The sequence below is a fragment of the Flavobacterium sp. TS_SC_5 genome (genome assembly GCF_056156265.1).
The window spans coordinates 3,394,667-3,418,132 of sequence record NZ_CM149588.1 but is presented as its reverse complement, the minus strand read 5'-3'; the positions used below and the strand labels follow the sequence as shown (position 1 = coordinate 3,418,132).

General features: G+C 32.5%; 19 protein-coding genes. All 19 read right to left on the bottom strand.

Annotated features, from left to right (window positions below):
* Nucleotides 1-7: 7 nt before the first annotated feature.
* Nucleotides 8-682: an FHA domain-containing protein gene (locus AC0J6S_RS14675; RefSeq protein WP_474954494.1), complete on the bottom strand. Its 675-nt coding sequence runs from the start codon at nucleotides 680-682 to the stop codon at nucleotides 8-10.
* A gap of 196 nt (nucleotides 683-878) precedes the next feature.
* A complete protein-coding gene (locus tag AC0J6S_RS14670) occupies nucleotides 879-2,303 on the bottom strand; it encodes a protein kinase domain-containing protein (RefSeq protein ID WP_474954493.1) in 1,425 nt (474 codons plus the stop codon).
* Between the two features lie 163 nt (nucleotides 2,304-2,466).
* Nucleotides 2,467-3,948 carry a serine/threonine protein kinase gene (locus AC0J6S_RS14665; RefSeq protein ID WP_474954492.1) on the bottom strand — a complete coding sequence of 494 codons (1,482 nt, stop codon included), beginning with the start codon at nucleotides 3,946-3,948 and terminating at the stop codon, nucleotides 2,467-2,469.
* A gap of 103 nt (nucleotides 3,949-4,051) precedes the next feature.
* A complete protein-coding gene (locus AC0J6S_RS14660) occupies nucleotides 4,052-5,689 on the bottom strand; it encodes a protein kinase domain-containing protein (RefSeq protein ID WP_474954491.1) in 1,638 nt (545 codons plus the stop codon).
* A gap of 27 nt (nucleotides 5,690-5,716) precedes the next feature.
* Nucleotides 5,717-6,907: a Stp1/IreP family PP2C-type Ser/Thr phosphatase gene (locus tag AC0J6S_RS14655; RefSeq protein WP_474954490.1), complete on the bottom strand. Its 1,191-nt coding sequence runs from the start codon at nucleotides 6,905-6,907 to the stop codon at nucleotides 5,717-5,719.
* A 6-nt stretch (nucleotides 6,908-6,913) separates the two neighbouring features.
* Nucleotides 6,914-8,350, bottom strand: a complete 1,437-nt coding sequence (locus AC0J6S_RS14650) for an FHA domain-containing protein (RefSeq protein WP_474954489.1) — start codon at nucleotides 8,348-8,350, stop codon at nucleotides 6,914-6,916.
* A 5-nt stretch (nucleotides 8,351-8,355) separates the two neighbouring features.
* Complete coding sequence (locus tag AC0J6S_RS14645) at nucleotides 8,356-8,988, bottom strand: FHA domain-containing protein (protein ID WP_474954488.1); 633 nt, start codon at nucleotides 8,986-8,988, stop codon at nucleotides 8,356-8,358.
* A 28-nt stretch (nucleotides 8,989-9,016) separates the two neighbouring features.
* Nucleotides 9,017-10,504, bottom strand: coding sequence for an FHA domain-containing protein (locus AC0J6S_RS14640; protein WP_474954487.1), 1,488 nt, complete (start codon nucleotides 10,502-10,504; stop codon nucleotides 9,017-9,019).
* 412 nt (nucleotides 10,505-10,916) lie between these two features.
* Complete coding sequence (locus tag AC0J6S_RS14635; protein ID WP_474954486.1) at nucleotides 10,917-12,062, bottom strand: hypothetical protein; 1,146 nt, start codon at nucleotides 12,060-12,062, stop codon at nucleotides 10,917-10,919.
* Nucleotides 12,063-12,085: 23 nt separating this feature from the next.
* Nucleotides 12,086-12,742, bottom strand: a complete 657-nt coding sequence (locus AC0J6S_RS14630) for a vWA domain-containing protein (protein ID WP_474954485.1) — start codon at nucleotides 12,740-12,742, stop codon at nucleotides 12,086-12,088.
* Nucleotides 12,743-12,912: 170 nt separating this feature from the next.
* Nucleotides 12,913-13,638 carry a glycoside hydrolase family 25 protein gene (locus AC0J6S_RS14625; RefSeq protein ID WP_474954484.1) on the bottom strand — a complete coding sequence of 242 codons (726 nt, stop codon included), beginning with the start codon at nucleotides 13,636-13,638 and terminating at the stop codon, nucleotides 12,913-12,915.
* 277 nt (nucleotides 13,639-13,915) lie between these two features.
* Nucleotides 13,916-14,185, bottom strand: a complete 270-nt coding sequence (locus tag AC0J6S_RS14620; RefSeq protein WP_474954483.1) for a hypothetical protein — start codon at nucleotides 14,183-14,185, stop codon at nucleotides 13,916-13,918.
* A 232-nt stretch (nucleotides 14,186-14,417) separates the two neighbouring features.
* Nucleotides 14,418-14,843, bottom strand: coding sequence for a Zn-dependent protease (locus AC0J6S_RS14615; RefSeq protein ID WP_474954482.1), 426 nt, complete (start codon nucleotides 14,841-14,843; stop codon nucleotides 14,418-14,420).
* Between the two features lie 181 nt (nucleotides 14,844-15,024).
* On the bottom strand, nucleotides 15,025-15,591 hold the full coding sequence (locus AC0J6S_RS14610; protein ID WP_474954481.1) for a hypothetical protein: 567 nt from the start codon (nucleotides 15,589-15,591) through the stop codon (nucleotides 15,025-15,027).
* Between the two features lie 229 nt (nucleotides 15,592-15,820).
* A complete protein-coding gene (locus AC0J6S_RS14605) occupies nucleotides 15,821-19,204 on the bottom strand; it encodes a helicase-related protein (RefSeq protein WP_474954480.1) in 3,384 nt (1,127 codons plus the stop codon).
* Nucleotides 19,194-21,029 carry a phospholipase D-like domain-containing protein gene (locus AC0J6S_RS14600; protein WP_474954479.1) on the bottom strand — a complete coding sequence of 612 codons (1,836 nt, stop codon included), beginning with the start codon at nucleotides 21,027-21,029 and terminating at the stop codon, nucleotides 19,194-19,196. Before AC0J6S_RS14600 ends, AC0J6S_RS14605 begins: the two co-directional genes overlap by 11 nt.
* The gene (locus AC0J6S_RS14595) at nucleotides 21,022-22,248 is read right to left on the bottom strand and encodes a DUF6361 family protein (RefSeq protein WP_474954478.1); all 1,227 of its coding nucleotides are present in this window, start codon (nucleotides 22,246-22,248) and stop codon (nucleotides 21,022-21,024) included. Before AC0J6S_RS14595 ends, AC0J6S_RS14600 begins: the two co-directional genes overlap by 8 nt.
* A gap of 112 nt (nucleotides 22,249-22,360) precedes the next feature.
* Complete coding sequence (locus AC0J6S_RS14590; protein WP_474954477.1) at nucleotides 22,361-22,684, bottom strand: hypothetical protein; 324 nt, start codon at nucleotides 22,682-22,684, stop codon at nucleotides 22,361-22,363.
* A gap of 10 nt (nucleotides 22,685-22,694) precedes the next feature.
* Nucleotides 22,695-23,033: a hypothetical protein gene (locus tag AC0J6S_RS14585; protein WP_474954476.1), complete on the bottom strand. Its 339-nt coding sequence runs from the start codon at nucleotides 23,031-23,033 to the stop codon at nucleotides 22,695-22,697.
* Nucleotides 23,034-23,466: the final 433 nt, after the last annotated feature.

Sequence of the window (23,466 nt, the reverse complement as noted above, 5' to 3'; positions counted from 1 at the left end):
TTACAGCTTATTTTTTTGGATTTACACCATATTTGTTAACACCTAAATCACCTTCTACAAATATCATCCAAAGTATATAAAATGGAATTATTTGAAACCATCCGCTATTTTGCATATCATGACATCTTTTAGTGCCTTGGGCTAAGCCAAACCAGTGCAGAGGAATTAAGGAAACATATAAAATCCATTCGTTATCTTCAAAGCTCATTCCATTCGAATAAACTGTCATGCCAAGAACAGCACCAATAATAAAACTAGCAGCGTAATAAATAATAACACTTAAACCATATTCTAATCGGCGAATACGACCTTCAAAAGAAAACAAATTTCGAAACATATTTTTTTTGTTTTGTTGATTGTCTTGAGTCTGATCGGAAGTATCGTATGATGGAGAAAATTCAGTTTTATTTCCTGATATTGGATTGCCACCTGCGGGTAATAAAGCTTCAATCTTAGTCCAATAGAGTGGAATGCTATGAGTTAAAAGAATGGAACTATTGGAATTTATTGGAACCTCATTATTTAGTATTTTTCTACCATTTATAGTACTGCCATTAGTGCTTACGTCACGAAAAATATATAGCCCATCCATTAAAGAAATTTCAGCATGTATTCTGCTGATATTTGGTTCGTTGATAACGATGTCGCAAACTTCGGAACGACCGACGGTGATTTTCTTCATATATTATTGGTTATTAATGTTATATCTTTATTTTTTAAGTTGCGTTTGTTTATTGGTGCGGATTACTTAGCCTGTTCGAGGGTGCTTTAATATAAAACCGCTATCGTTCTTGAGATTATTTGTAGGGCAATCTGAACTCCTATTCTTCTAAATAGAAATTTACCATGTATGATTTACCCTCAACAACTATTGTTAATCACTCTAAAGGTTGTATTGTATTTGAACCTGTTAAATCTAATTTATAAAAGTTTGCCTGTTCGCTACAATTTTGTTTTGAATAAAAATGAAATGCATTTATATTATCGATACAGAAACTAGTATCTGTGCCCTCATATTTTTCACCATTGGTATTTTCTGCATACCAATAAATAGAATTTCCCAGAAACGAAGTTGGAAGTGCAACACTAATTGATTTATTAGGTGTGATTTCAAACCAACCTATAGTTTCCCATCCTTTGTCGTAAAAAGCATAAGCTAAGAATACCGTAACATTTGAATTATTTTCGAAATCTACTATTTTTGATTGAGATGCAACTGGTGTATCAACGGTCGAGTCTATTACTGCAGTGGTATCAAGAACTACTGCAGCGGTATCAATAGTTATCGCATTAGTATCAGCAGGATAGTCAATAGCTGATTCGCTATCATCATTATTAGCTGACTTGGTATATTGAACAAAAACTATTAATAATATGAATAAACTCAAAATAACAAAAACAACATTACCTATTTGACCAAAAGGTGTTGAAAGCTTCTTAGACACTGGTTTGTCTTTAATGGGCTTTTCTATTGGTTTTTGGTTTTTTTTAAATAATGCCAATTTAAACTGGTCACAGTCTTGAAACCGATCTTCCCTTTGCTTTTGCGTGGCTTTATCAATTAGTTTTTGTAAGCGGTCGGATGCATAAGGATAAATACTATTGGCTCGTGGCAAGGGTTCTTTTACAATTAGTGTTTGCACTTCAAAATCTGAGGAAGTAGCGGTGTCATAAGCCGCTTTGCCAGTTATCATTTGATGCAGCATCACTCCTAAGGAGTAAATATCTGTACGCACATCGATATTTGGTGCAGCATTTACCTGTTCCGGACTCATATTGGACACTGTCCCGATGCGAGTTCCTGTTTGGGTTCTGCCTGAAGCGTTTTCGTCCACTATCTTGGCTATCCCAAAATCAAGTACTTTAACTTTTCCATCACGGGTAATAATAATATTAGCGGGTTTAATATCCCGATGAACCACACCTTTCTCATGAGCGTACCCAAATGCATCAAGCAAGATTGACATTATCTCGATGGTTTTAGGTTCAGAGATGGGGCCAGTCACTTCTTTTATGTGCTGTTCCAAATCCATTCCATCTACATATTCCATTATCAAATAGAAACTTGTAGCTGATTCTTCGTAACGAATTAGTTTTACGATATTAGGATGATCCAATTTAGCCATAATTTGTGCTTCACGCTTAAACCTTTCACGCAAATCCTTACTATGTGCTAAATTTGGCAATAGCTCCTTAATGGCTACTTGTTGATGAGTATTTGGGTCTTCACCTAAGTAAACGCGACTCATGCCGCCTTCGCCCAGTACTCTAATTATATTATAATTGAATAATTTCTTCTCCATTTTAAATTTAAATTCACCCGATTTAAGGTATTATTGTCCTGCCTGGCGATAAATATTCACATAGTCAACTACCGCATCACTTGGATTATTCATTTCTTGTAATCCCCATTACTTTCTTTTACCACTTCTTTAGAATGTAAAATCAATCCATATTTATTTATTATTAAAGCATGTTTGGATTAACTAGCTCAGATTTCCTTGAAATATAATATACGTAACTAGTCAAGTAACGATTGTTTTTAGCATCACACAAAAAAGTTAGGGACTTAAAGTTAGTATCCATTAAAATTTTTTGCCCATAATTATCATTTAAAACATACCAATTGTTTTTTCTGTCAAATGAATCATATTCCAATTTTGTATGTAGCCAACCACCTAATGATGGTTTTTTAAATGAAAGGTTAAAATTATTTAAATACAACTCTCCTTGCTCCGTTTTTTCTGATAATATCCATTGTGAATTATTTATATCATAATTGTATTCTTCGATTTTATCAACAATATAACCTCCATTAAAACTTATTATTTTTTTATAGATTTCTTCTTTTTTTACACCGGAAATTGTATTTTCTGTTTGGCTTGTTGCGGCACTATCAACAATTATTGTTGGTGCAGCTGTAGAGTCTATAACTACTACTGCTGAATCAATAATATTGCCAATTGGTATTTCACTCTCATTAGTATTAGGCGACTTATTAATTATGGAAAGACTAATTAAAACTAATAAAACCACAATTATAAAACCAACGCTAAGTGGTAGACCGACAGATGGTGAAAATGGCTTAGATACAGGTATATCTTTGGGCAGTTCTGGCGGTTTTTGATTATTTTTTAATAATGCCGACTTAAATTGATCACAATCTTGAAATCGATTTTCCCGTTTCTTTTGTGTTGCTTTATCAATTAATTTTTGTAAGCGGTCGGATGCATAAGGATAAATGCTATTGGCTCGTGGTAATGGTTCTTTTACAATTAAAGTTTGCACTTCAAAATCCGATGAAGTAGCTGTGTCATAAGCGGCTTTACCAGTTATCATTTGATGAAGCATCACACCCAATGAATAAACATCTGTACGCAAATCGATATTAGGTGCAGCATTTACTTGCTCGGGACTCATGTAGGCCACTGTACCGATGCGAGTTCCTGTTTGGGTTCTTCCAGAAGCATTTTCGTCTACTATCTTGGCTATCCCAAAATCAAGTACTTTAACTTTTCCATCACGGGTTATAATAATATTAGCGGGTTTAATATCCCGATGAACCACCCCTTTCTCATGAGCGTATCCAAAAGCATCAAGCAAGGTTGACATTATTTCGATGGCTTTTGGTTCAGATATTGGGCCAGTCACATCTTTAATGTGTTGTTCCAAATCCATTCCATCCACATATTCCATTATCAGATAGAAACTTGTACCTGTTTCTTCGTACCGAATTAGTTTTACTATGTTTGGATGATCCAATTTAGCCATAATTTGTGCTTCACGTCTAAACCTTTCACGCAAATCCTTACTATGTGCTAAATTTGGTAATAACTCTTTGATCGCTACTTTTTGATGAGTAATAGGGTCTTCACCCAAATAAACACAACTCATGCCACCATCGCCAATTTTTTTTATGATATCGTAATTCAGAAGCTTCTTCTCCATTTTCTTTTAATTGTTTCGAATAATTTGTATATGAAAAAATACTCCTTATCTATTTTATCAAACAATTCGTAATAATTGTTTTCAATTCGATACTTACTTACTATTAATATATCTGTTTGTCATTTTTCCATTTACCAAACTCCGTTTTTGAATCCTTAAATGTTGTAGTGCCATAACCATGTCTATTATGATTAACCCAATCCCCTTCGTATTTTTCCCCGCTTGGCCATGTATACGTACCTTTTCCATTAAAATTATCATCAACCCAATATCCCTTATATCTATCCCCATTTGCATATGTCATTGTTCCTTTTCCAGTCTTTGAACCATTAACATGATCTCCTTCATACTTATCCCCATTCGCAGAGGTATAAATTCCTTCACCAGTACGATTATCATTAATAAAATTCCCTTCATAAATATCACCATTCGCCCATTTCAATTTTCCTTTTCCAGTACGAGAACTATTAACAAAAGCCCCTTTATAAATATTCCCATCCGCCCATGTGAATATTCCATCTCCAGTAAGAGAATTATTAACAAAATCCCCTTCATATATATTACCATCCGCCCATGTCATTTTTCCTTTCCCCGTACAAGACCCATTCAATAAATCCCCCGTGTAAACAATTCCTTTACTATCTCCATCTATTACGGTAAAAGTACCGTAACCATTTGCAACTTGGTTTTCAATTTCTCCATCATAGGTAGCGTTTCCGCCAAATATCTGCATATTGATTTGACCAGTTTGTTTGCTGTTTATCTCTGATTCTTCAGTATTACTTGACTGAATGTTCGATTTATTTATTATTGCCACTATAGAAAAAAGAACAGTTAAAGCTATTAGACTCCAAAGGACATAAGACCAAGGTGTACCTGCGGTATGCGGTTGTTTGACGGGCTGTTTTACCGGTTCTTTAGTATTAATGAATAATGCCAATTTAAACTGGTCACAATCTTGAAAACGATTTTCTCTTTTCTTTTGAGTTGCTTTATCAATGAGCTTTTGTAGATGACCCGATGCATAAGGGTAAATACTATTGGCTCGTGGCAAGGGTTCTTTTACAATGAGGGTTTGAACTTCAAAATCGGATGAAGTTGAAGAGTCATAAGCTGCCTTACCGGTTATCATTTGATGAAGCATCACTCCTAATGAGTAAATATCAGTACGTAGATCAATATTAGATGCTGCATTTACTTGTTCAGGGCTCATATAGGCCACTGTTCCTATGCGAGTTCCTGTTTGGGTTCTTCCAGAAGCATTTTCATCTACTATCTTGGCTATCCCAAAATCAAGTACTTTAACTTTTCCATCACGGGTAATAATAATATTAGCGGGTTTAATATCCCGATGAACCACCCCTTTCTCATGAGCGTACCCAAATGCATCAAGCAAGGTTGACATTATCTCGATGGTTTTAGGTTCAGAGATGGGGCCAGTCACTTCTTTTATGTGCTGTTCCAAATCCATTCCATCCACATATTCCATTATCAGATAGAAACTTGTAGCTGATTCTTCGTAACGAATTAGTTTTACGATATTAGGATGATCTAATTTAGCCATAATTTGAGCTTCGCGTCTAAACCTTTCACGCAAATCCTTACTATGTGCTAAATTTGGTAATAACTCTTTAATCGCTACTTTTTGATGAGTAATTGGATCGTAACCTAAGTAAACGCGACTCATACCACCTTCGCCTAATACTTTCATTATGCTGTAATTAAATAATGATTCTTGCATAAATAAATGATTTTATATCGATTATTTTTAAGGTGTTTTTGTAGTCTGTTTAACCTCGGTTTTTAGCTCATTTTTTTTAAGTTCTGTTTGCTTTTTTACAACAGCTTTTGGGAAAGATACTTTTACAGAATCAGAGTTTACTTTTTTATTAGAGTCAATTTTTGCTGAATCTATTGGTGACTTATTACTTTTATCTTTCAAGCCATCCCTTATACTTTTTTGAACTACTGAGTCAATATCAACAGCTTTTGTACTATTAGTTTTAAGAGTGTCACTTTTAACAAAAACATTAGTAGGTGTTTCATCCTTTGGGAAAAATTTATTCCTGAAATTGTACGCTGAACCACCTAATATTAACAACATCGCACCAATTAAAATAAGTGTTTTCTTGCCTGTTTTGAAATTTTTAAATGAATTGGCTGCCTTTGGATCGATAGGGATATTTGTAACCGTTTTTGTATAGGCTGAATGAGTCATTTCAACAATCTGAACAGTGATATTGTCTGTCCCTCCAGCTGTGTTGGCTAAATCAATCAGTAAATTGGCTTTGCCTTGTAATTCCATGTTTTTTTTCAGCACGGTTTCGATTTCGGAGTCACTGACCATCCCAGTTAAACCGTCTGAACAAAGTAAAAACACATTGCCTTTAGCTGCTTGAATTGCGGCATTACCTACTGTAGGCGGTTTCATGTTTTTTAACCCCAGTGCATTTGTAATCTCATTCTTTCTAGGATGATTCTCTGCTTCTTCTTCAGTCAAACCACCCAAATTGATCATATTTTGTACAAATGAGTGGTCTTTTGTTATACGAGATAGTTTTTTATTGGAGAATAAATATATTCTGCTATCACCCACATGAGCATAATACACATCTGATCCAATAACCAAAATAGCGACACAAGTTGTACCCATACCAGTTAATTCAGGATTCTTTTCGGCATAAGCCAATATCGCATCATTAGCCGCCACAATAGATTGTCCTAATGCCTCATAAGGACTTTTGTAGTCTGATTGCTGTAAGCAATCCTTAATTATTTCTACTGCTATTTGTGAAGCCTTGGCACCACCTACATGCCCGCCCATTCCATCGCAGACAATGAAAACATAACCGTTTTTTGTTTCAAAGTTTCCAAAATAATCTTCATTAGCCTGTCTTACTTGTCCAACATGAGTAGCATTTCCGAAAGAAAAATTATTTAATGATTTTGTGTTTGCCATGTTTTGTTATTTAAAATAGATTTCAACATTTCCTGCTTTTACAATGTCACCAGCATATATTGCTGATTTATTTTGTTTTGTACTGTTTACAATTGTTCCGTTACTAGTGCTTAAATTCGAAAGGATGCAATCCACTCCAGCATAGTCAAGCGTAAAATGACTTCCTGATACCGTTTCGTTATCTATCACAATGTTATTGGTATTGTTTCTTCCAAATGATGTAAAACCTTTAATGATACCAATAGTTTCCGTTTTACCATCGTTTATAATAGTAATGGAGGATGGGGGCGAAGTAATTTGCGTTAACCCTCTTTTTGGAGGAGTTGTATTTTTAATTTCAGTTTTATGAGCCTTGTTAGCCAATTCTTGTGCTTTATTTTCATTAGCTTGTATTTCTGCCAAGGCTAAATCCTGAGCTGCTTTGATTTCGGCTTCTCTTTTTTTCTTTTTATTAGCTGATATCAAAAAAGAAACTAATCCTATAAGAGTTGTAATGAATAAGCCAATAATCCAATAAAGGTATTTTGAAAAGAATCCCTTACTTTTTGGTGAAACAAAACTCTTTGTGAATTCTTTCCCTTTTAATTTGATTATTACATCATGCTTCTCACCATCTCTCGAAACTCTGGTATCGAGTGAAATCGTATAATTATTATAGTTTGATTGTTCAATATATTTAGTAATTGCAGCGTCAATTACATTACTATTTTCTGCATTTATAAAGAATTTCGGATTTTTCTTTACTAACAAATTAAGATTATCAAAAGCGTACCTGTCATCAGATTTTAATCCAATTGTCCGTATTTGAATTTGTAAATCTTTCGCCCGTTTAATACATTCATTATGTTTAATAGGAGATTCGCTTAATGCTTTTCCTGTACCGATAATTATAATTAGTTTTGATGAATAGCCTTCGCTTTGCTTATTTACCCAATCGAGACTTTCGTACGTAGCTTTATACAAATCAGTCCATTTGCTAAATTCAGGGGACTGGCTAACCAAACTATTAATTGCTACAATATCTTGATTTGAAATAGGCTGAAATTTGGCTGAAATCAATTTTAATGCATTATTTTCAGCATCAGAGCGGTTATAATACCCGAACGCGAAATCAGTATTTGGTTGAGTGTTTTTACAAAACTGAGTAACACCAGCAACAATTCGTTCAATTGCTTTCTGAGATTTATCATTATGAGTAACAGCTGATGATTCCATCAAAATGAAAACTGCTTTTTTACCGGTTTTCAAGTTTAATTTAAAATCAGACTTTTGATCATTCTCAAAAATTGAGATTTCAGAAGCTTCCATCTTCTCAATCGTGCTAAAATCAATTTTTAACGAAGGAAATTTAGTGGTATCAATAGCTGAAAATACAGGATTTTGTGCTTTAGTAATAAGGGTAAAACTAAGTGCCAAAAACAAAACAAATAAGTTAGGTTTCATATAAATTATTTTAAAAGTTCAAGTGGAATTGCCATAAATGCAAATTTAGTTTTGCCAATATTTATAATGTCTTGATTTTCAAGGTAACCTTCTTCGGTTTCGAACCCGTTAACAAATGTTGCATTTGTTGAAAACTCATCCTTAAACCTAAACTTTCCACTTCTGTACAGAATAGTAATATGTTTACCTGAAACTCCAGGATCACTGCTAATTACAATGTCACAATTAGGATCTGCACCTATTAAATTTTTTCCTTCAAAGATTTTAAATGATTTGCCTTGAAGATTCAATGTATAAGAAACTAAAAAACCAACCAGTTTTCTGTTGTGGGTAGCTCCTACCTGACCACCCTCTTCATCTGGAGCTATTATTTTAGTGCCATTTGGAACATTTGTTTTGTTCTCGGAAGTAATCACTTGAAAAGGCATTGTTTTATCTCCATTGTTATAACCACTAGCAGAAACAATACGAGTTTTGGCTGAACTACTTGAATCATTCAACTCCGTTGATGCAGAATCACGCTCCAAATTATTCATAACTGTTCTTTCACCTGTGTTCCCTTTTGGGCAATAAGGACATGTGCTGTAAAGACTTGAATCGTAATTGTGACCATTTGAACACGTTTTAATGTTTGCCATAATGTTGTTTTTTTCTAAAAGTTTATAATTATCTATTTTGTAATTCTACTGCATATTTGGCTAACATCGCCATATTGAAACCTTGTGTCTGCACTAAGCCTTTGTAATTTATACCAACTAAATTTCCTTGATTATTAAAAATTGGGGAGCCACTTCCACCACCAATCGTAGGTACATTATGTCCAAAATTTACTCCATCACCTAAGCGCGTTATTTGTCCATTTTGAAAATTTGCCATTATACCTTTTTTTGTCGTTGCGAGTTCAAAACCAGCCGGATAACCTATCATAAATAGTTGTTCTCCAATATTCATTTTACTTTCATCATTAACTGCTTCATTAAGATTCACAATATTAATTACTAATGCTGGAAGAGATTTTGTTTTTGTTTGCAACATTGCAACATCAATTTCACTATTGCCTGCTTCTTTTGATAATACACAAGGGATGAAATCTGAAAGGGAAGTTATATAGCTATTGTTGAGTGCAATTCCAATTCCAATACTCTTACCTGAAATTTTTATGTTCTTCAATAATTCGAAAATTTTAAATTGATCTGCTTGGCTTGCAAATTGAGCATTTTCTGTTACAGATTCCTTAATGAATTTTTCTAGTTTTTCTTTGTCTTCTGAGTATTCCCAAGGAATTGCTACGTGTCTATTGGTGATAATCTCACCTGAGTTAGAAACAAAAAAACCAGTCCCAGTGATTTGAATTGGTTCTGTTTTTCCGTTTTCATAAGTTTCGAATCCTTCTTCTCCTTCTTTTGTTAAGTAAACAATTTTATTTCCAATTTTAACTTCATAAACAAATGAATGATATACTAAAACAACAGAATTTTTATACTTGTCGTTTACATCTATTTTAGCTGAAAATATTTTATCATTGACTAAATTTGATACCGGATTGTAAAATAATATACCAAGAGCGAGAACTATAACAATTCCAATCAATGGAATCCAAACATTTGTTTTGGTGTTTTCTGCTTCATTTCCTACTTTCTTTTTATAAAGACTTTCCCATTCAACGGGATACTTATTAGCCAATAATATTCTGTCACCACCAATTAACTGATACTTTGATATTTTATGACCATTCACATACGTACCATTACTTGAGTTATTATCTTGAATAAAAATTTCACCGCTTGCAGTTTTGTCGATAGTAGCATGATATGACGAAACATCAGATTGTTGAATAACAATATTGTTGGATGAATTTCTCCCTATTGTAAAAGAATTTGGGTCTTGAATAAGTTGTGGCGATGGACTATGCTGTTTGGTTATGTAGTCTTGCCAGTTAATCTCTGAGTCGCAGACTTGAATCTTATCTAATTGGCTAATTCTTGTCTCATTTATTTTTTTCCCGTTTACAAAAGTACCATTAGTTGAATTTAAATCTCTCAGAATAATTTCTCCACTATCTTCTATAATGATTAGCGCATGGCTGGATGATACATTGGGATTGTTGATAATAATGTCATTTGCTGGACTTCGGCCGATTGTGATTTTTTTCATTAAGTATTGTTTATTATAATTATTCTTAATCCAAAATATCAACTATAGACCCAAATACGGATAGATTGTCGCTTCAGATAGCATATTTTATTCTGAGCTAATAGTTTGTATCAAATATAACAAACGATATCTTTTATATAAAAATGAAATTTTTCATAAACTACTTCAATCATTCTTTAACAAAAAGTATGATATAGTTTGTTAAGAAATACAAGATGAAATTTAATTTTCATTCCTTTCTTTAGCAATTTCGTTTGGGCTATTAAAAATTTTATTTTTAAATTATAAAGTAAACGTAATTCGTTAAAAAATGGAATCCTTACGGGAAACCGTAAAGTGGTACGAATATTTAAAAAAATTGTAAAAATGCCTTTGTGGGGGGATATATTTTATAGGATTAAGAGCTGTATAACTAATTATTTAAACGATCCACCAATTCCCGATCCAGCTTAATACTTTTTCTTTCTCCTCTTTCACCTTTAATACTATAAAAATTGAGCAACGTATCTCCAACCGCATCTTTTATTTTTCTGTTGATTCTTGATAAAACAACATTTACGTCATTTTCTAAGGGACTAATCAAAACATCAATTGCTCGATTAAGTATTTTTGGATCTGTGTGTGAACAAAAATCACCATACAATTTTATCAGGGTTGCTTTATGGTCCTGCAGATCCGTTAAATGAAGACCGTCAGGATGGTTTAAAAACAGCAGGTATAGTGCTTTTTCTTTTGGGTTTAAACGTAGTTCAAGCCCTCCCATATCCGTCAGGAAAATCTTTTTGGTATGTCCCCTGATTTCCATTCTGCTTGGCTGGTTTAATATTACAGAACGGCTTCTGAAAGTCATACTCGCACGGATACCATCCAAAATATCAAAAAATTGACGTGTAAGTAATGGAGGTATGTCTCTTTCGATAAATTTTTGCATGCACGTATGGCAGACATCTGCAGTTCGCATCTTTAAGATAATTTGTGATTTTTCCTGGCAAAAATCCATGATACATCCCAAGGGATTTTTGTGAATGTTCTCCATAATCGCTTCATTTGTTGCAAACATATAATAACGCATCACCCAAATAATGACCTCATAGGAAATTGGAAACCTACAATCGATGCCTGTGCCAAAGAAGTGTTCCCAATTGGATGTCTGAATGAAATAGTTTTTCATAGAAGGGGATACTCCACCAAACCAATTTGGCTTATTGCCAATATCAGTAAGTAAAACCACGATGTCATTTTCAGGTATTTTTTTTATGGATCGATACTGTTTGCATTCTGAAAACAATTGGTTCCAGGTTTTTATTTTTTCCTTGTACGGAAACATAATACCTGATTTGGCTTCATTTATGAGGCTGTAATTGATTTGGATCTTCTGGGAAGTTTCAAAATCTTTTATGTTTTCCCATTCTCTTTCTTCGCCTACTGAATTGTATGGTAAAATTTCTTCCTCACATTCAAGGAAATGCATAGGACCACGGAATTGCTGCAGTAAATGCAGCACATTCCTATAGGTTTCCTCTTTTAATTCCGGAGATCGTAATAGATGTATATTCATATTTGTAAAGGGCTAATTTATTATTAATTCCTGCGATCCTTCTTATCAATAAAATCCAGAAAATCTTTCTTCATTTTTCCCATGGATTTCTTTACTGTATAGTCGCGCATTCCGTAACTTACATCATTCAACATGCCGTTCATATCTTCTTTATTAAAAGAAATTACATTTTCGGATCTGATATTTAGCATTTTAGAAGTATGCAAAGCATCAATATCTGCACCTAAAAAAGTAAAAGTCCATTTTGCAGTTTCCTCTAATGCAGCGATAGTAGCGGCAATTTGATGGTAGGTGAATTCCCTGCTCGCATTTTCCATTCCATCGGTTAAGATTACCACCACCACACTCATCTCGTCATTAATGATTTTAGTTTCATTAGCGATCCTGATTTGGTTTATTGACATTCCGATTGCATCTAGCAAGGCAGTTGCGCCATCAGGCTGATACCTTGAATACGTCAGCTGTTCAAATGCTGCAATAGCAACATGTGACAAGACATGATCTACCTGGTCATTAAAGATTGTCAGGGACACTTCAAATTCTTGATCTTGAAATTCCAGTTGCAGTTCCTTGATAGTTGCTAACTGATTGTTGAAGCCGGTTACTGTGGTTTCTTTACAATCATGCATAGAGCCACTTTTATCTAATACAAAATGGTAAAGCGTTTTTTTGTTTTTCATAATACTGATTTTTAAAGTTTATGATACAAATCTAGATTGTTGAATCAGTAAATTCTATTCTTTGCAAGCTTGCAACAGTGGTGATATGATCTTCTACAATTAAAAAAAAAGAAACGTTTAACCTATTTAGTACAGGGATTTAAATAATTGAAACTGCTGTTTTAGCAGCTCTAATTGCAGCTGTATTGATTCAAGTATTTATTCCATTCTTCTCGTTTCCCATTAAAAGTATTTATATCAACCCAACCATTTGTAACATCAAGTTTTCCTTTGTGAGAATGTTGCCATAATGTCCATTTTTTATTGATATTTGGATTTTTACTGAATGAACAAATCCAAATATCATATTTATCCAAATGGCCCAAAATATATTTTTTATAACTACTCTCATTGGAATAAATCATTATTCTTTTTCCAGATGCTTTTTCAACCAACGTAATAAATATTTTAATTTCATCAATGACATCCTCTATTGATTTAGCCTTTATGTTTCCCCATTCTTCAACATCAATAACTAATGGAAGGTTAGTCTTTTTATCACTGATGTTACTTAAAAAATTATTTGCTTCCCTTTTACCAGATTTATTGAATCTGAAAAAATGATAGAAACCAATGGGCAGTTTATTCACTGCATTCGAATAATTTTCTTCAAATTTTGGGTCTACAAAATCTGCGCCTTCTGTTGCTTTTATAAATACAAAATCTATTTTTCGTTCAGAAAGTTTTAAAAAGTCAATTTTGCCAGTATGTGCAGAAATATCAATGCCCGTAATTGGAAATTTAGTCTTGTTTATCTCTATTCCAGATGGAACAAAAAACATCCTATAAATAAGTAATGCTCCAATTATTAGGATTACAGCAACTGAGCCGAAAAATATTAAACAACCTTTTTTCATTTTTAAAGTAATCAGTCAATTTAGTAGTGCACAGTAGGGGTTTCTTCCTCTTATTGAGATTCTTTTTTAGATTAACCGCCATTTCTTTCAAATTTCACATAACATCTTTTCTGTTTATTCAATTCATTTAGAATTTTTATAAAAGTTTTTGTCTGTTTTTTTATTCCCATTAAATGTTCGATAGCTGAGGATCGAAATCTTTTTCTTTTCGGTCCATTTATATTATTTGTGAGTAACCTATAATATTAGGTTTGTCTTAAAACATCTTAATGATTTTTTACCTCCTAGCAGACGAACTACCACCTCCAAAAGCTCCAATACCTAAAATAAAACCAATCCAATAAAAAAAGCCTGTGTTATGCTCCGCATAAATTCCAATGTTAGCACCAAATATTTTTCCAATTATGGAAAATACTATTATCATACCGTGCCATATTCCTGAAAAAAAGCCTGCTTCACCGGATTCATAACCTTTTGGAGCACAAGAATATAGGCTGGTGATAATAAATAACAGGATGAGACCAATTGCAATTTTTTTTGTTTTCATTTTATTGTTGTTTTGGTGTGAATGGTTTAGCGGTTAATTTGTAATTTTAATTCCTTTTGCTAAAATATTGAAATAAAAAATGATGTTTTTACGGTTTTCCTCATTTCGGATTTATTTTATAAAAATCCCCAAAGAGGTAAACATCAGTTTCTTTTAAATTTAATTTTCGTTCTCGTCGCTGTTTATTTGGCGGTTACTAAGCTTCACATTCTTTTAATAATTGTTTTACAAACTACTTTAGGACCCAGCCCGCCTTAATTTTAATAGCTTTACATTTCGGACAGAATTCTTTTTCTTCATTTATACGGTCTTTTCCGTTATCATCTTGCATAAAACAAGTGCTTATGGGACAGTGAGGCAATCCTTGTGTATGTCCTAATTCATGGATGGCAACCTTAAAAAGTTTTTCAGGTTTATTAGTTCCTTTGAGCCTAAATGAAGATACAATACAAGATTTTCCCGGACAATAACCTAAACCCATTATTCCCCAATCGGCATGATTGTCTTTTGCTGTACTAATGTCTTTACCTGTAAGTCCAATAGTTAAATACCCATCTCTTGTTCTATTACTTAGGAACTGTATTAATGAGTCTGCTCTGTATCTTGATCGCGATTGATTTAGAGATGTTCGTGGAAATTCAATTGGAGATTTGACCACTATTTTTTATAGTATTTTCTTAATTCTCTTTTTAGGTATGCAAGGTCAGCGGGCGGTAAATCTGCAAATGGCTGAATTATAATGGTGATTTGCTTTGCTTTGTAATTGGTTTTATGTAATGCTCTTTTAATTGGTATCTTCGAGAAAGAATGAGTCTGCAATTGTAGTTTCTCAACACTTTTTAAATATTTATTTTTCTCTGAAGTAATTCCTCGATTTCTTTTCTGGTGACGCCGTACACATTGAGTATGTTCTTTGCTTTTAAGATATTAGATTTTAGGAATTTTTTTGCACAATACAATTCATATTCCAATTTATTGAAATCAATTTCTTCTACCGTAAATCCCTGATGTTCCAGCTGTAATAAATGCAAATCGGAATAATTTATAGGAAGCTTTATACTCCGCAGAATACTGTCGGTTTCAAAAAAAGTTGTTTGTGCTCTGACGGAAGTTACTCCAATTTTAAATACGTCATCCTGAATGAAACATTCCAGTTGTAAAACTGCCCAGTTTTTGATGATGTCCCTGAAATAAAATAAGCCTAAAGTCGCTTTGGCAGCACTGGTAGTTTCACAAGGTAATTCCAATCTTATGCCAGGAATTACTAATGTTAATAAACCGTCAGTAATGGTTAATTCGATTGTAGTGTATCTGTTCCATTTTGAAACAGGACCCAATGCCTTAGTGATTTTTTTAAGGTCATTTAGCAATTTGGATTTTCTTATTTTGAAGCTGGCTTGGTTCATTATCAAAAGGTATTTAGCTGATTTAAGTCCATACGTAAATTAACACCGATTAGTGGAGTTTCTCAATACCCACTTTTAGTGATATTTAGTTAAATTGGCGTTTATAGTGATTAGCTTTCAATCTATTTTCTCTATGTGGCAGGTGATTACCAATAAAAACTCCGAAGTGAGGACACTTCAGAGAGCTAGGGATTTGGTTAGCGGCTTCATACGGTCTTCTTTTACTATTTTATACGTCTAAGATTTCTTTAACTAGATTACCATTAAAATAAATTGGACTTAAATTTATTAATAGTTCATCAATTAGAGCTGTATCATCAGCATCTTCTAAGATTTCAATTAGTTCATCTTGTCTTGGTTGACCAAAAGTAAATCTGTAATAGGCTAAAACTCTAAGCATATTTTGATATTTTTCTATGTCTTTACTAAACGGATATAATGGTACAATTCTATTAATTTTTAAATGGTCTTCTGTTTCTAAATGCCAACAAGGTATTAAGTCACATGGAAAATCTGAAGCTAATTTTTCAGATTCAGATGCTTTTTTAAAAAGGTTATCCCAAATATTTGACTCATTATCGCTTAATTCATTTTTGTATTTATCAGCGACATTCAAACGGATAACATGTCCTTTGAATCTATGAATTCTTCCTTCTCTTTGTTCAAAATCAATCGGATTGGATGGTAAGTTCCAATGAACTATTTTTTTGCTGTAAAAGTGAAAATCTAATCCTTCCTGACCTATTGAAGTGGAAGCTAATACGAATGGTCTAAAAGGCGAATTAAAAGCTTCTCTAATATTAATCTGGCGGTTGGCTTTTGCAGAAGAAATTTTTTGTTCTCCAAAGTCTAAAGCAAAATGAGATCGAATTCTACTTTTATCTTTTTTACCGTTTTTGAGGTTTTTTATATTTCCTATTTCTAAAGGAGTTGATCGTATTGAAAGAATATCAGTTATAGTTTCAGCTAATTGTTTACTGTCTCTAACACTGTTACTATCTTTAAGCATATAAAAATACTCATCCAACATAGACTGTATATTGCCATCGATACAGTATTCTAAAACACTTTTATAATAGTCCTTTTGATTAGTATTTAATTGAATTACCGATATACTTTCAGGTTTGTTGAACAATGAAACAAATCCAGAGGCAGTGTGATAGCTTTCAACTAGCCTTGTTTCGATAGTATCATCATATAATTTATCGTAGGCTCTATAAGCTGCATTTGCTGGTGAACCAAGGCATAAATCAACTAATAAATCGACTACTGATTGAAATAATTCTAGTGTAATTTTACTGAGTTTTGGGACTTCGTTCTTGCAAATCACATTTTTAACTTCTTCAAAATGTTTGTGCTTTGCAGATTTGTCTTCTTTGTTTTCCGCATCTTCTACATCAACTGCGATATCATCAATTAGTTTAGCATTTAACCAATTTTCAAGTTGTTTTACATTTTTATGATTTTTGTCTAATAGTAATACTGCATACCAAGACCATTTCTGCCAATCACCGTCTTCGTGTCCAATTTCAAATATATTTAATTGTGTTAAATCGTATTTAATTTTTGAGGTTAATTCAGTTCTAATTTGTTCTAAAGTTTTATTTTCATTTAAGTTGCAAGCGCTATCATATAAAGTTGAAAGATAAATAGAAGGATAATTTAACATGAAGTTATTCATACCCGATAAAGATTTATCTTCTCTAACTATTTTGAAAGTTAATAGCGGAAATGGATATCTTTTTTTTTCAAAATAGGTATCCGTTCTTTCCGTTTTTTGAAGTAATTTCCCAACTGATAATCTTTCTGCTTCATAAGAAACAATACTAGCTACCATACGTGGCACCATTTTCCATGACGAAAAAAGCAATGTCTTGGTATAGCCTTTTGAATTTTCAAATGCACCCTTCAATTCATAATATGGAAGGCTAGGGGGGATCCACAAATATTTCCAGCCATCTTTATCAATTGTTTCATCCAACAATAACCTGATTTTAGCATTAGGGATTACTTTATTTCTAGTGCTGAATAATGGTTTGTAATGCTTTATTAAATTAAAATCCAGCCAATTTTCTTTGGATGAATTTACTAATATTTGTAGTATTTTATCTGTATTGTAATGTTCTTCCAACTTTTTCTTGTGCTGATAATTAGTTAGAAATGATAAAGGATAAGGACATGATTTTGCATATTCTATAGGAATTGCTAATTTGCTTTTATGGGTTTCGTTGAGGTGTTGAATAATTTTATCAAATTGAACAAAATCATTAATATCCTCTTTACTTATTTTTAACACCTGAATATTACTTTTCATCATGGCATCTTTGTTTTTTGATACCAACATTCGTTCCGTTCGAGCAATGCAGGAACGATATACTTTTTCTAAATTTTCTTTGACTTTTTTTGCGTCATCAAAATTTTCTTTTAAGGATGAAATATGTCTTAAATGGTGAAAAAATGATTTTCTATTACTTTCGAATTCTTGCCAAAACGTTTCGCTTTCCCCCTTAAGTAAGAAACGCAAAACATTTTCAAATTCTTTATAATGATGTTCTCCATTTAAATGGTCAAATTCATTAGTATAAGGTTTGAATGGTGTGGCAGAAAGCATTAGTACTCTTGCTCCCTCTTTGTTAAGAATTTGTCTCGCCAGTTCTATTCCTGGTTCATCTGAATGTTTTGATTTTATAAGTTTATTATACCTTTGAAATTCATCCAGAATAAACAGATTTGCTTCTAGATATTCCTTGCAACATTCCGATAATTTAATTCTCAAGTAATTTATTATTGGTCTAAAATGCTTGAATTTTGTGTCGTAATTATTTATTTGGATGCGTTCAGTGCACATTTTTTCTAATAAAAACAGACCTGTTTTTTCTTCTTCTATATCAAAATGATTGTAAATTGCTTTTAGATCTTTAATGGCAACCTTTTGTTTTAAAGCTTTAACAAATTTTTTATATAAGTCTTTACGAATGTGTCTAAAAGTACCCAGATAATAGTATTTCTGATCGAAACCTGCTTCAAATAAATTTGCATCTAAAATTGCTTTTTGCCAATTGTCATCAGCCATTCTTTTGCTTCCTTTTAGCAACCATTTTAAACTGTTTTTCTTATCTGAAAAATCATCAATATTTACTAATAATCGATATAATAGAATACGTTCATCCGAACGGCCTACATTTGTATTTTGATCAAATGATGTCGCAGGTGTAAATGCTTTAATTCTGAATTTGAATTTTCCGGTTTGCTTTTTTGGTTCGTAAGCTAATGCTGTAATTCTATCATCTGTGCTTGAATAATCAATTACTTGTGTTGCGTCTTCTCCATAAAAAATATTCAATTTTTCAATATTTTGTTTGGCAATTGCTTGGTTTGAACAAATATAAACCACATTGAAAGGTTTATTCTTGTTGCTACTTTGCAAATGTTTTTCATACATTTTTGCAATAATACCTCTTGACACAATGGTTTTACCCAAACCAACTTCATCAGCGATCAACATTTTAGTTTTATCTTTTTCAAAAAACTGTTTGATAGTATAGTCAACAGTTTCTAATTGAAAATCTTTTAAACCCGATAATGCTTTTTCTATGTACTCTTTAGCTTCCATTGTCTTCGGTTTCTATAGGTTTAAATACTTGCCACAATTCATCAAATTCGTCTGATATAATATCAATTCCATTTGTTTCTTTTTCTCCTTTTAGTCTTTCTAATAGACGATTTATTTTGACTAAACGTTCTGGATTTCTGCTCGACGTAATCATTAATTTCTCGTAGACAGGGGTGCCATCAAAGAAGGCTATTGAAGCATCCATTCCGTTTCTTTTTATTTTAACAGCTTCAACACCATTCTCCTCTAATTTTTCGGGTGTTTCTTCTGATAACAGGAATGATAAATAATTTAAAAATCGGGAACGATTGTTTACAATGGTTGAGAAAATCTTATTATATCGTGTGGAATCTAGATCTATTTTCATATCGAGGACGAAACTTTTTTCAATTTTTAAATTTCTTTCGATTTCTATAATTATAAAAGGACTTAATTGAATCTCATCGTAGTTTTTAAAATCAGTTATGCATTGTTCCTCCCCAATTATTATCTCAATGCTTTGCATTGTTTTTTCTGGTAGGGGTTTTATTTTTATTTTAATATCGCCGGGTAATTTAAAATTAATCTTTGGTATTACTATTTCTAAATCGTATCCTCCCAACTCATTTTTTATTGCCTTTCCTGTTATTTTAATACCTGATAATTCATGAATAATTCTTCTAATTTCTTGTTCTTTTATTCGTTCAGATTCAAGAATTTCTCTTTTTTCGCCATCATAAGGTTCAAATAATTTTATTGGGGAATCAATAGTAGTTGAAAGCTTTTTTTCCATTTGTAGAGGGCCCATAGATGAACTATTTGTTCTCAGCTCTACCATAAATTCAATGTTTCTTTCAGAAGCCGGCTTACTGGCATTAGCAGAGCCAAGGTACCATGAAATATCACTTCCTTTTTTATCTATAAAAAATTTTGCATGAAGGCTTTGACTCATTGGAATTTCATCAGGCTCACTTAATTCTTCCATGCTTTCTGCGAGTTCAATAAACGGATTGAAACAGTATTTTTTTTGAATACTTTTTAAAAGCATTTCGTTTAAACCAGACAATTCAAAATCAGAACTGAATAGTGAAAACTGTTTGCTGCTACCAACAAAATAATCTAAGGTTGTTTTATCTAAAAATGGTGAAACTACTAAACGATAATCTTGTTTTTCGGATTTTGAAGTTATTGGGTTGGAATAGTTTTTCTTGAATTTACCAATCGGATGGAAGTCAATATCGGTAAAGCCATCTGGCACATCAAATGCTACTTTTGGCAATTCTTTAAAAAACACATCTGGGATAGTTGTGCCACTTTTAGTTTTTAAAAAATGAAGAAAATCTATAATTCCTGCATTCTTGTCTTTTTCATTTTTATTAACCTGACCATCAGTTGTTATCGCCATATCCCAATCTCTTGAAAAAGTCAAATTGCGACTCGTACTGATGAAACGATATTTTACAGGTTCTTTCTTTTTTTTAGAAACAAATCTGATAATCCATATTTTGGGATGAAATGATTGATCATAATTAGGCATTTGAATTTTATGAATCCCTTTTTCCCAATAGGCCATTAAAGGATTGTAGGATTGAGGTACTTTAATTTTACCTCTTTGGCAAAAAATAGCTACATGTTTGGAAACATTAGTTAGTGCTTCCAACACGTCTTCTCTAATGTCTTTTGGGTTGAAATCTAAATCTCCGGAAAAAAACAATGCTACTGGTATCAACAGTATTGCTTCTAAATCTAAGGTATATGTTGTTGTTACTGCAAAGTCTAAATCATAGCCCATAGGCGGTTTGAGTGTTGCTCCATAATCTAAACGGTTGTTTTTGGCATCAAGCATTTTTTAGACCCTCCTTTACATCTTTTACGATTATTTTTGCACTTCTGAATCTGAAATCGAGCAATCCTAAACCAATAGCTTTTCCTTCTATAACTTGGTCTTTTTTATTAAATTTTAATCGTGCTTTTTTTCCTTTCGCTCTATATTCTTGATTTTTTATGAGTTCCGATTTTTTTGCCATATCTAATGGTTCTGTCTGCAGTAATTTAAACCAATCCCGCACAAAATCTCTGGTATATCCTCTCGTTGTATTGGAGTGGACAAATAGATCTTCGACATTAAATGCATTATAATTAATCATGTTATGCTTAAAATCATCATGCCACTCTTTCCAATTTTCTTCAAAGCAATCGGCCCCACAAAACTGTTTTTGCAATTCTTGATTGTAAGCAATATGTGCACCTTCCATTAATATGGCAAAATCATGAGCCAAAATAACATTACTTTTTAATTGTTGATTTGTTATTTCTGAAGAACATATTTTAGCAAAATCTATAAATATATCGCTGGAATTAAATTTCAAATAGATCTCTTCTTCACTTGCGACTAAAGACAAAACAGAATCTTTAATATCGATCATATTGTCTCTTAAAAAAGCAGCTTCATTATGAGACAAGTTTAAATCCAGATCTTCTTTCCAATTTTTATTTATAGGAACTTTTATATTAAAATAGTTTTCAAAACCAGCATCTTTATCATCCCCTTCACCGTCGGTTGTAATATATTGTGTCAAAGTTTCATGGTTACTTTTTGTCGCCCTTTTTAGGAAAGCCATAGCAGATAGTCCTTTCGAATCTATGCATTTCATTACATTTAACCCATTCCAATAGATTTCAGAAGGTCGACGTGCAATTTTTTCTTTACGAACTCGATATTTGCTGATACCAATCACCCCATGGCCTTCCTGATGATCGTACTTATCTCCTAAATCCCACATCACTTCGTACTCTTCGGTTTCTAAATAGGTAATGGGTGATTTCTTTTTTCGTTCCGCAAAGGTTAGTTGCAAAAAATCTTGCAGAATATAAGGAATGATAAAAAAGTATTTTGCTCGTGTTTGAATGGTTGATATGCCTGGAAACATTGCATTTGCCAACCCATCACGAATGGTACCAATACCTAATTCATCAACTTGTCCTTCAGGACGCAGTAAATCTAATATACTGCTTACCCTGTTTCTGTCTTTTCTACTAAAATCTATCCATCCTACTGCTGCCATAATTATTAGTATTTATGTTTTCTAATTACCTGTTTTTAATTTTTCAGATTATTTTCAAGCAAACAAATTTTTTTTGAATTTCTATTGCAAAAAACTAATCATTAATTCTTTTTTAGGTGACTAACTCCTTTATCAAGTTAGCCAATTCTGAAATTTCATCCATCTTATCTTCAGTTTCTAAATGAACTAACACTTTATTTTGAACGTTTACTTGTTTCACTTTTAAATAATCAAAGAGCTCATGCATTTTAACCAAAGCATCATTTGTAGTATATTCTATATTTTCGTTAGCTAGTTGTGATGCATGATTTACATTTGCTCGTAATGGAAACCAAGTGTTTTCAAATAGAAAACAAGAAAGGTTTTCACCATTATTAAATTGTATTTGACCTGCACGACAATTTTGAATAGCCTGAATTATGTGTTGTTTTTCCATGTTACTCTTATTAAGATATTTCCTCAATAGTTATCCCATCCTCCAAAAACCTGTAATTGCCCGGTCGTAAGCTTATGGGTTCACCTGCGATATAATCCTCTTCATCCCATTCATCTTCCCACTCTTCTTTTATTTTAATAAATTTGTATTGGGTTTCTTCGCAACTAATTTGACCTCCAAAATCTTCCTCTATTTCAAAAGTGTCACCAGGTTCTACTTCCATAACATCCATATCGTATCCTTGTTGGAATAATACAGCATCACCGTCATAATCATCGTTTTCTGAAAAATCCATTGAATCTCTTGTAGATTCATAACTTGGGGTAATTAAAATTTCTAGTGTTTTCATATTTTTTCTATTTTAATTTATCGCAAATTTTTGTAAAGTGGTTCATTTTGTTGGCTTCAATAGTACATATAAATGGCGTAAAATGACCATATGCAGAATTATTTCGTGGTATTTTCCTCGAACGTAAATATCTCGACGTCAATCGTGGGTAATTGACCAAATTAAGATAAGTAACTTATTGTATACGGTCTGGTTTATAGAGTGGTTCATGAAGTAGGTTTCTGTCTATCTTAATATATAAATCTTTCATATGAGGCATCATTCGCACCAATAGGCAAAAATGGAAAAAGTAAATCTATGATTTTAATAAGTAATAACCTATTTAAAAAATGAATCTATTATTTTGAAAATATATTTCGATTATGTTTTTTAAAATAGCTTGTTTTAATGGTTAAAATTCAAAATTAGACTAATGGAAAGGAAGTGTTTTACG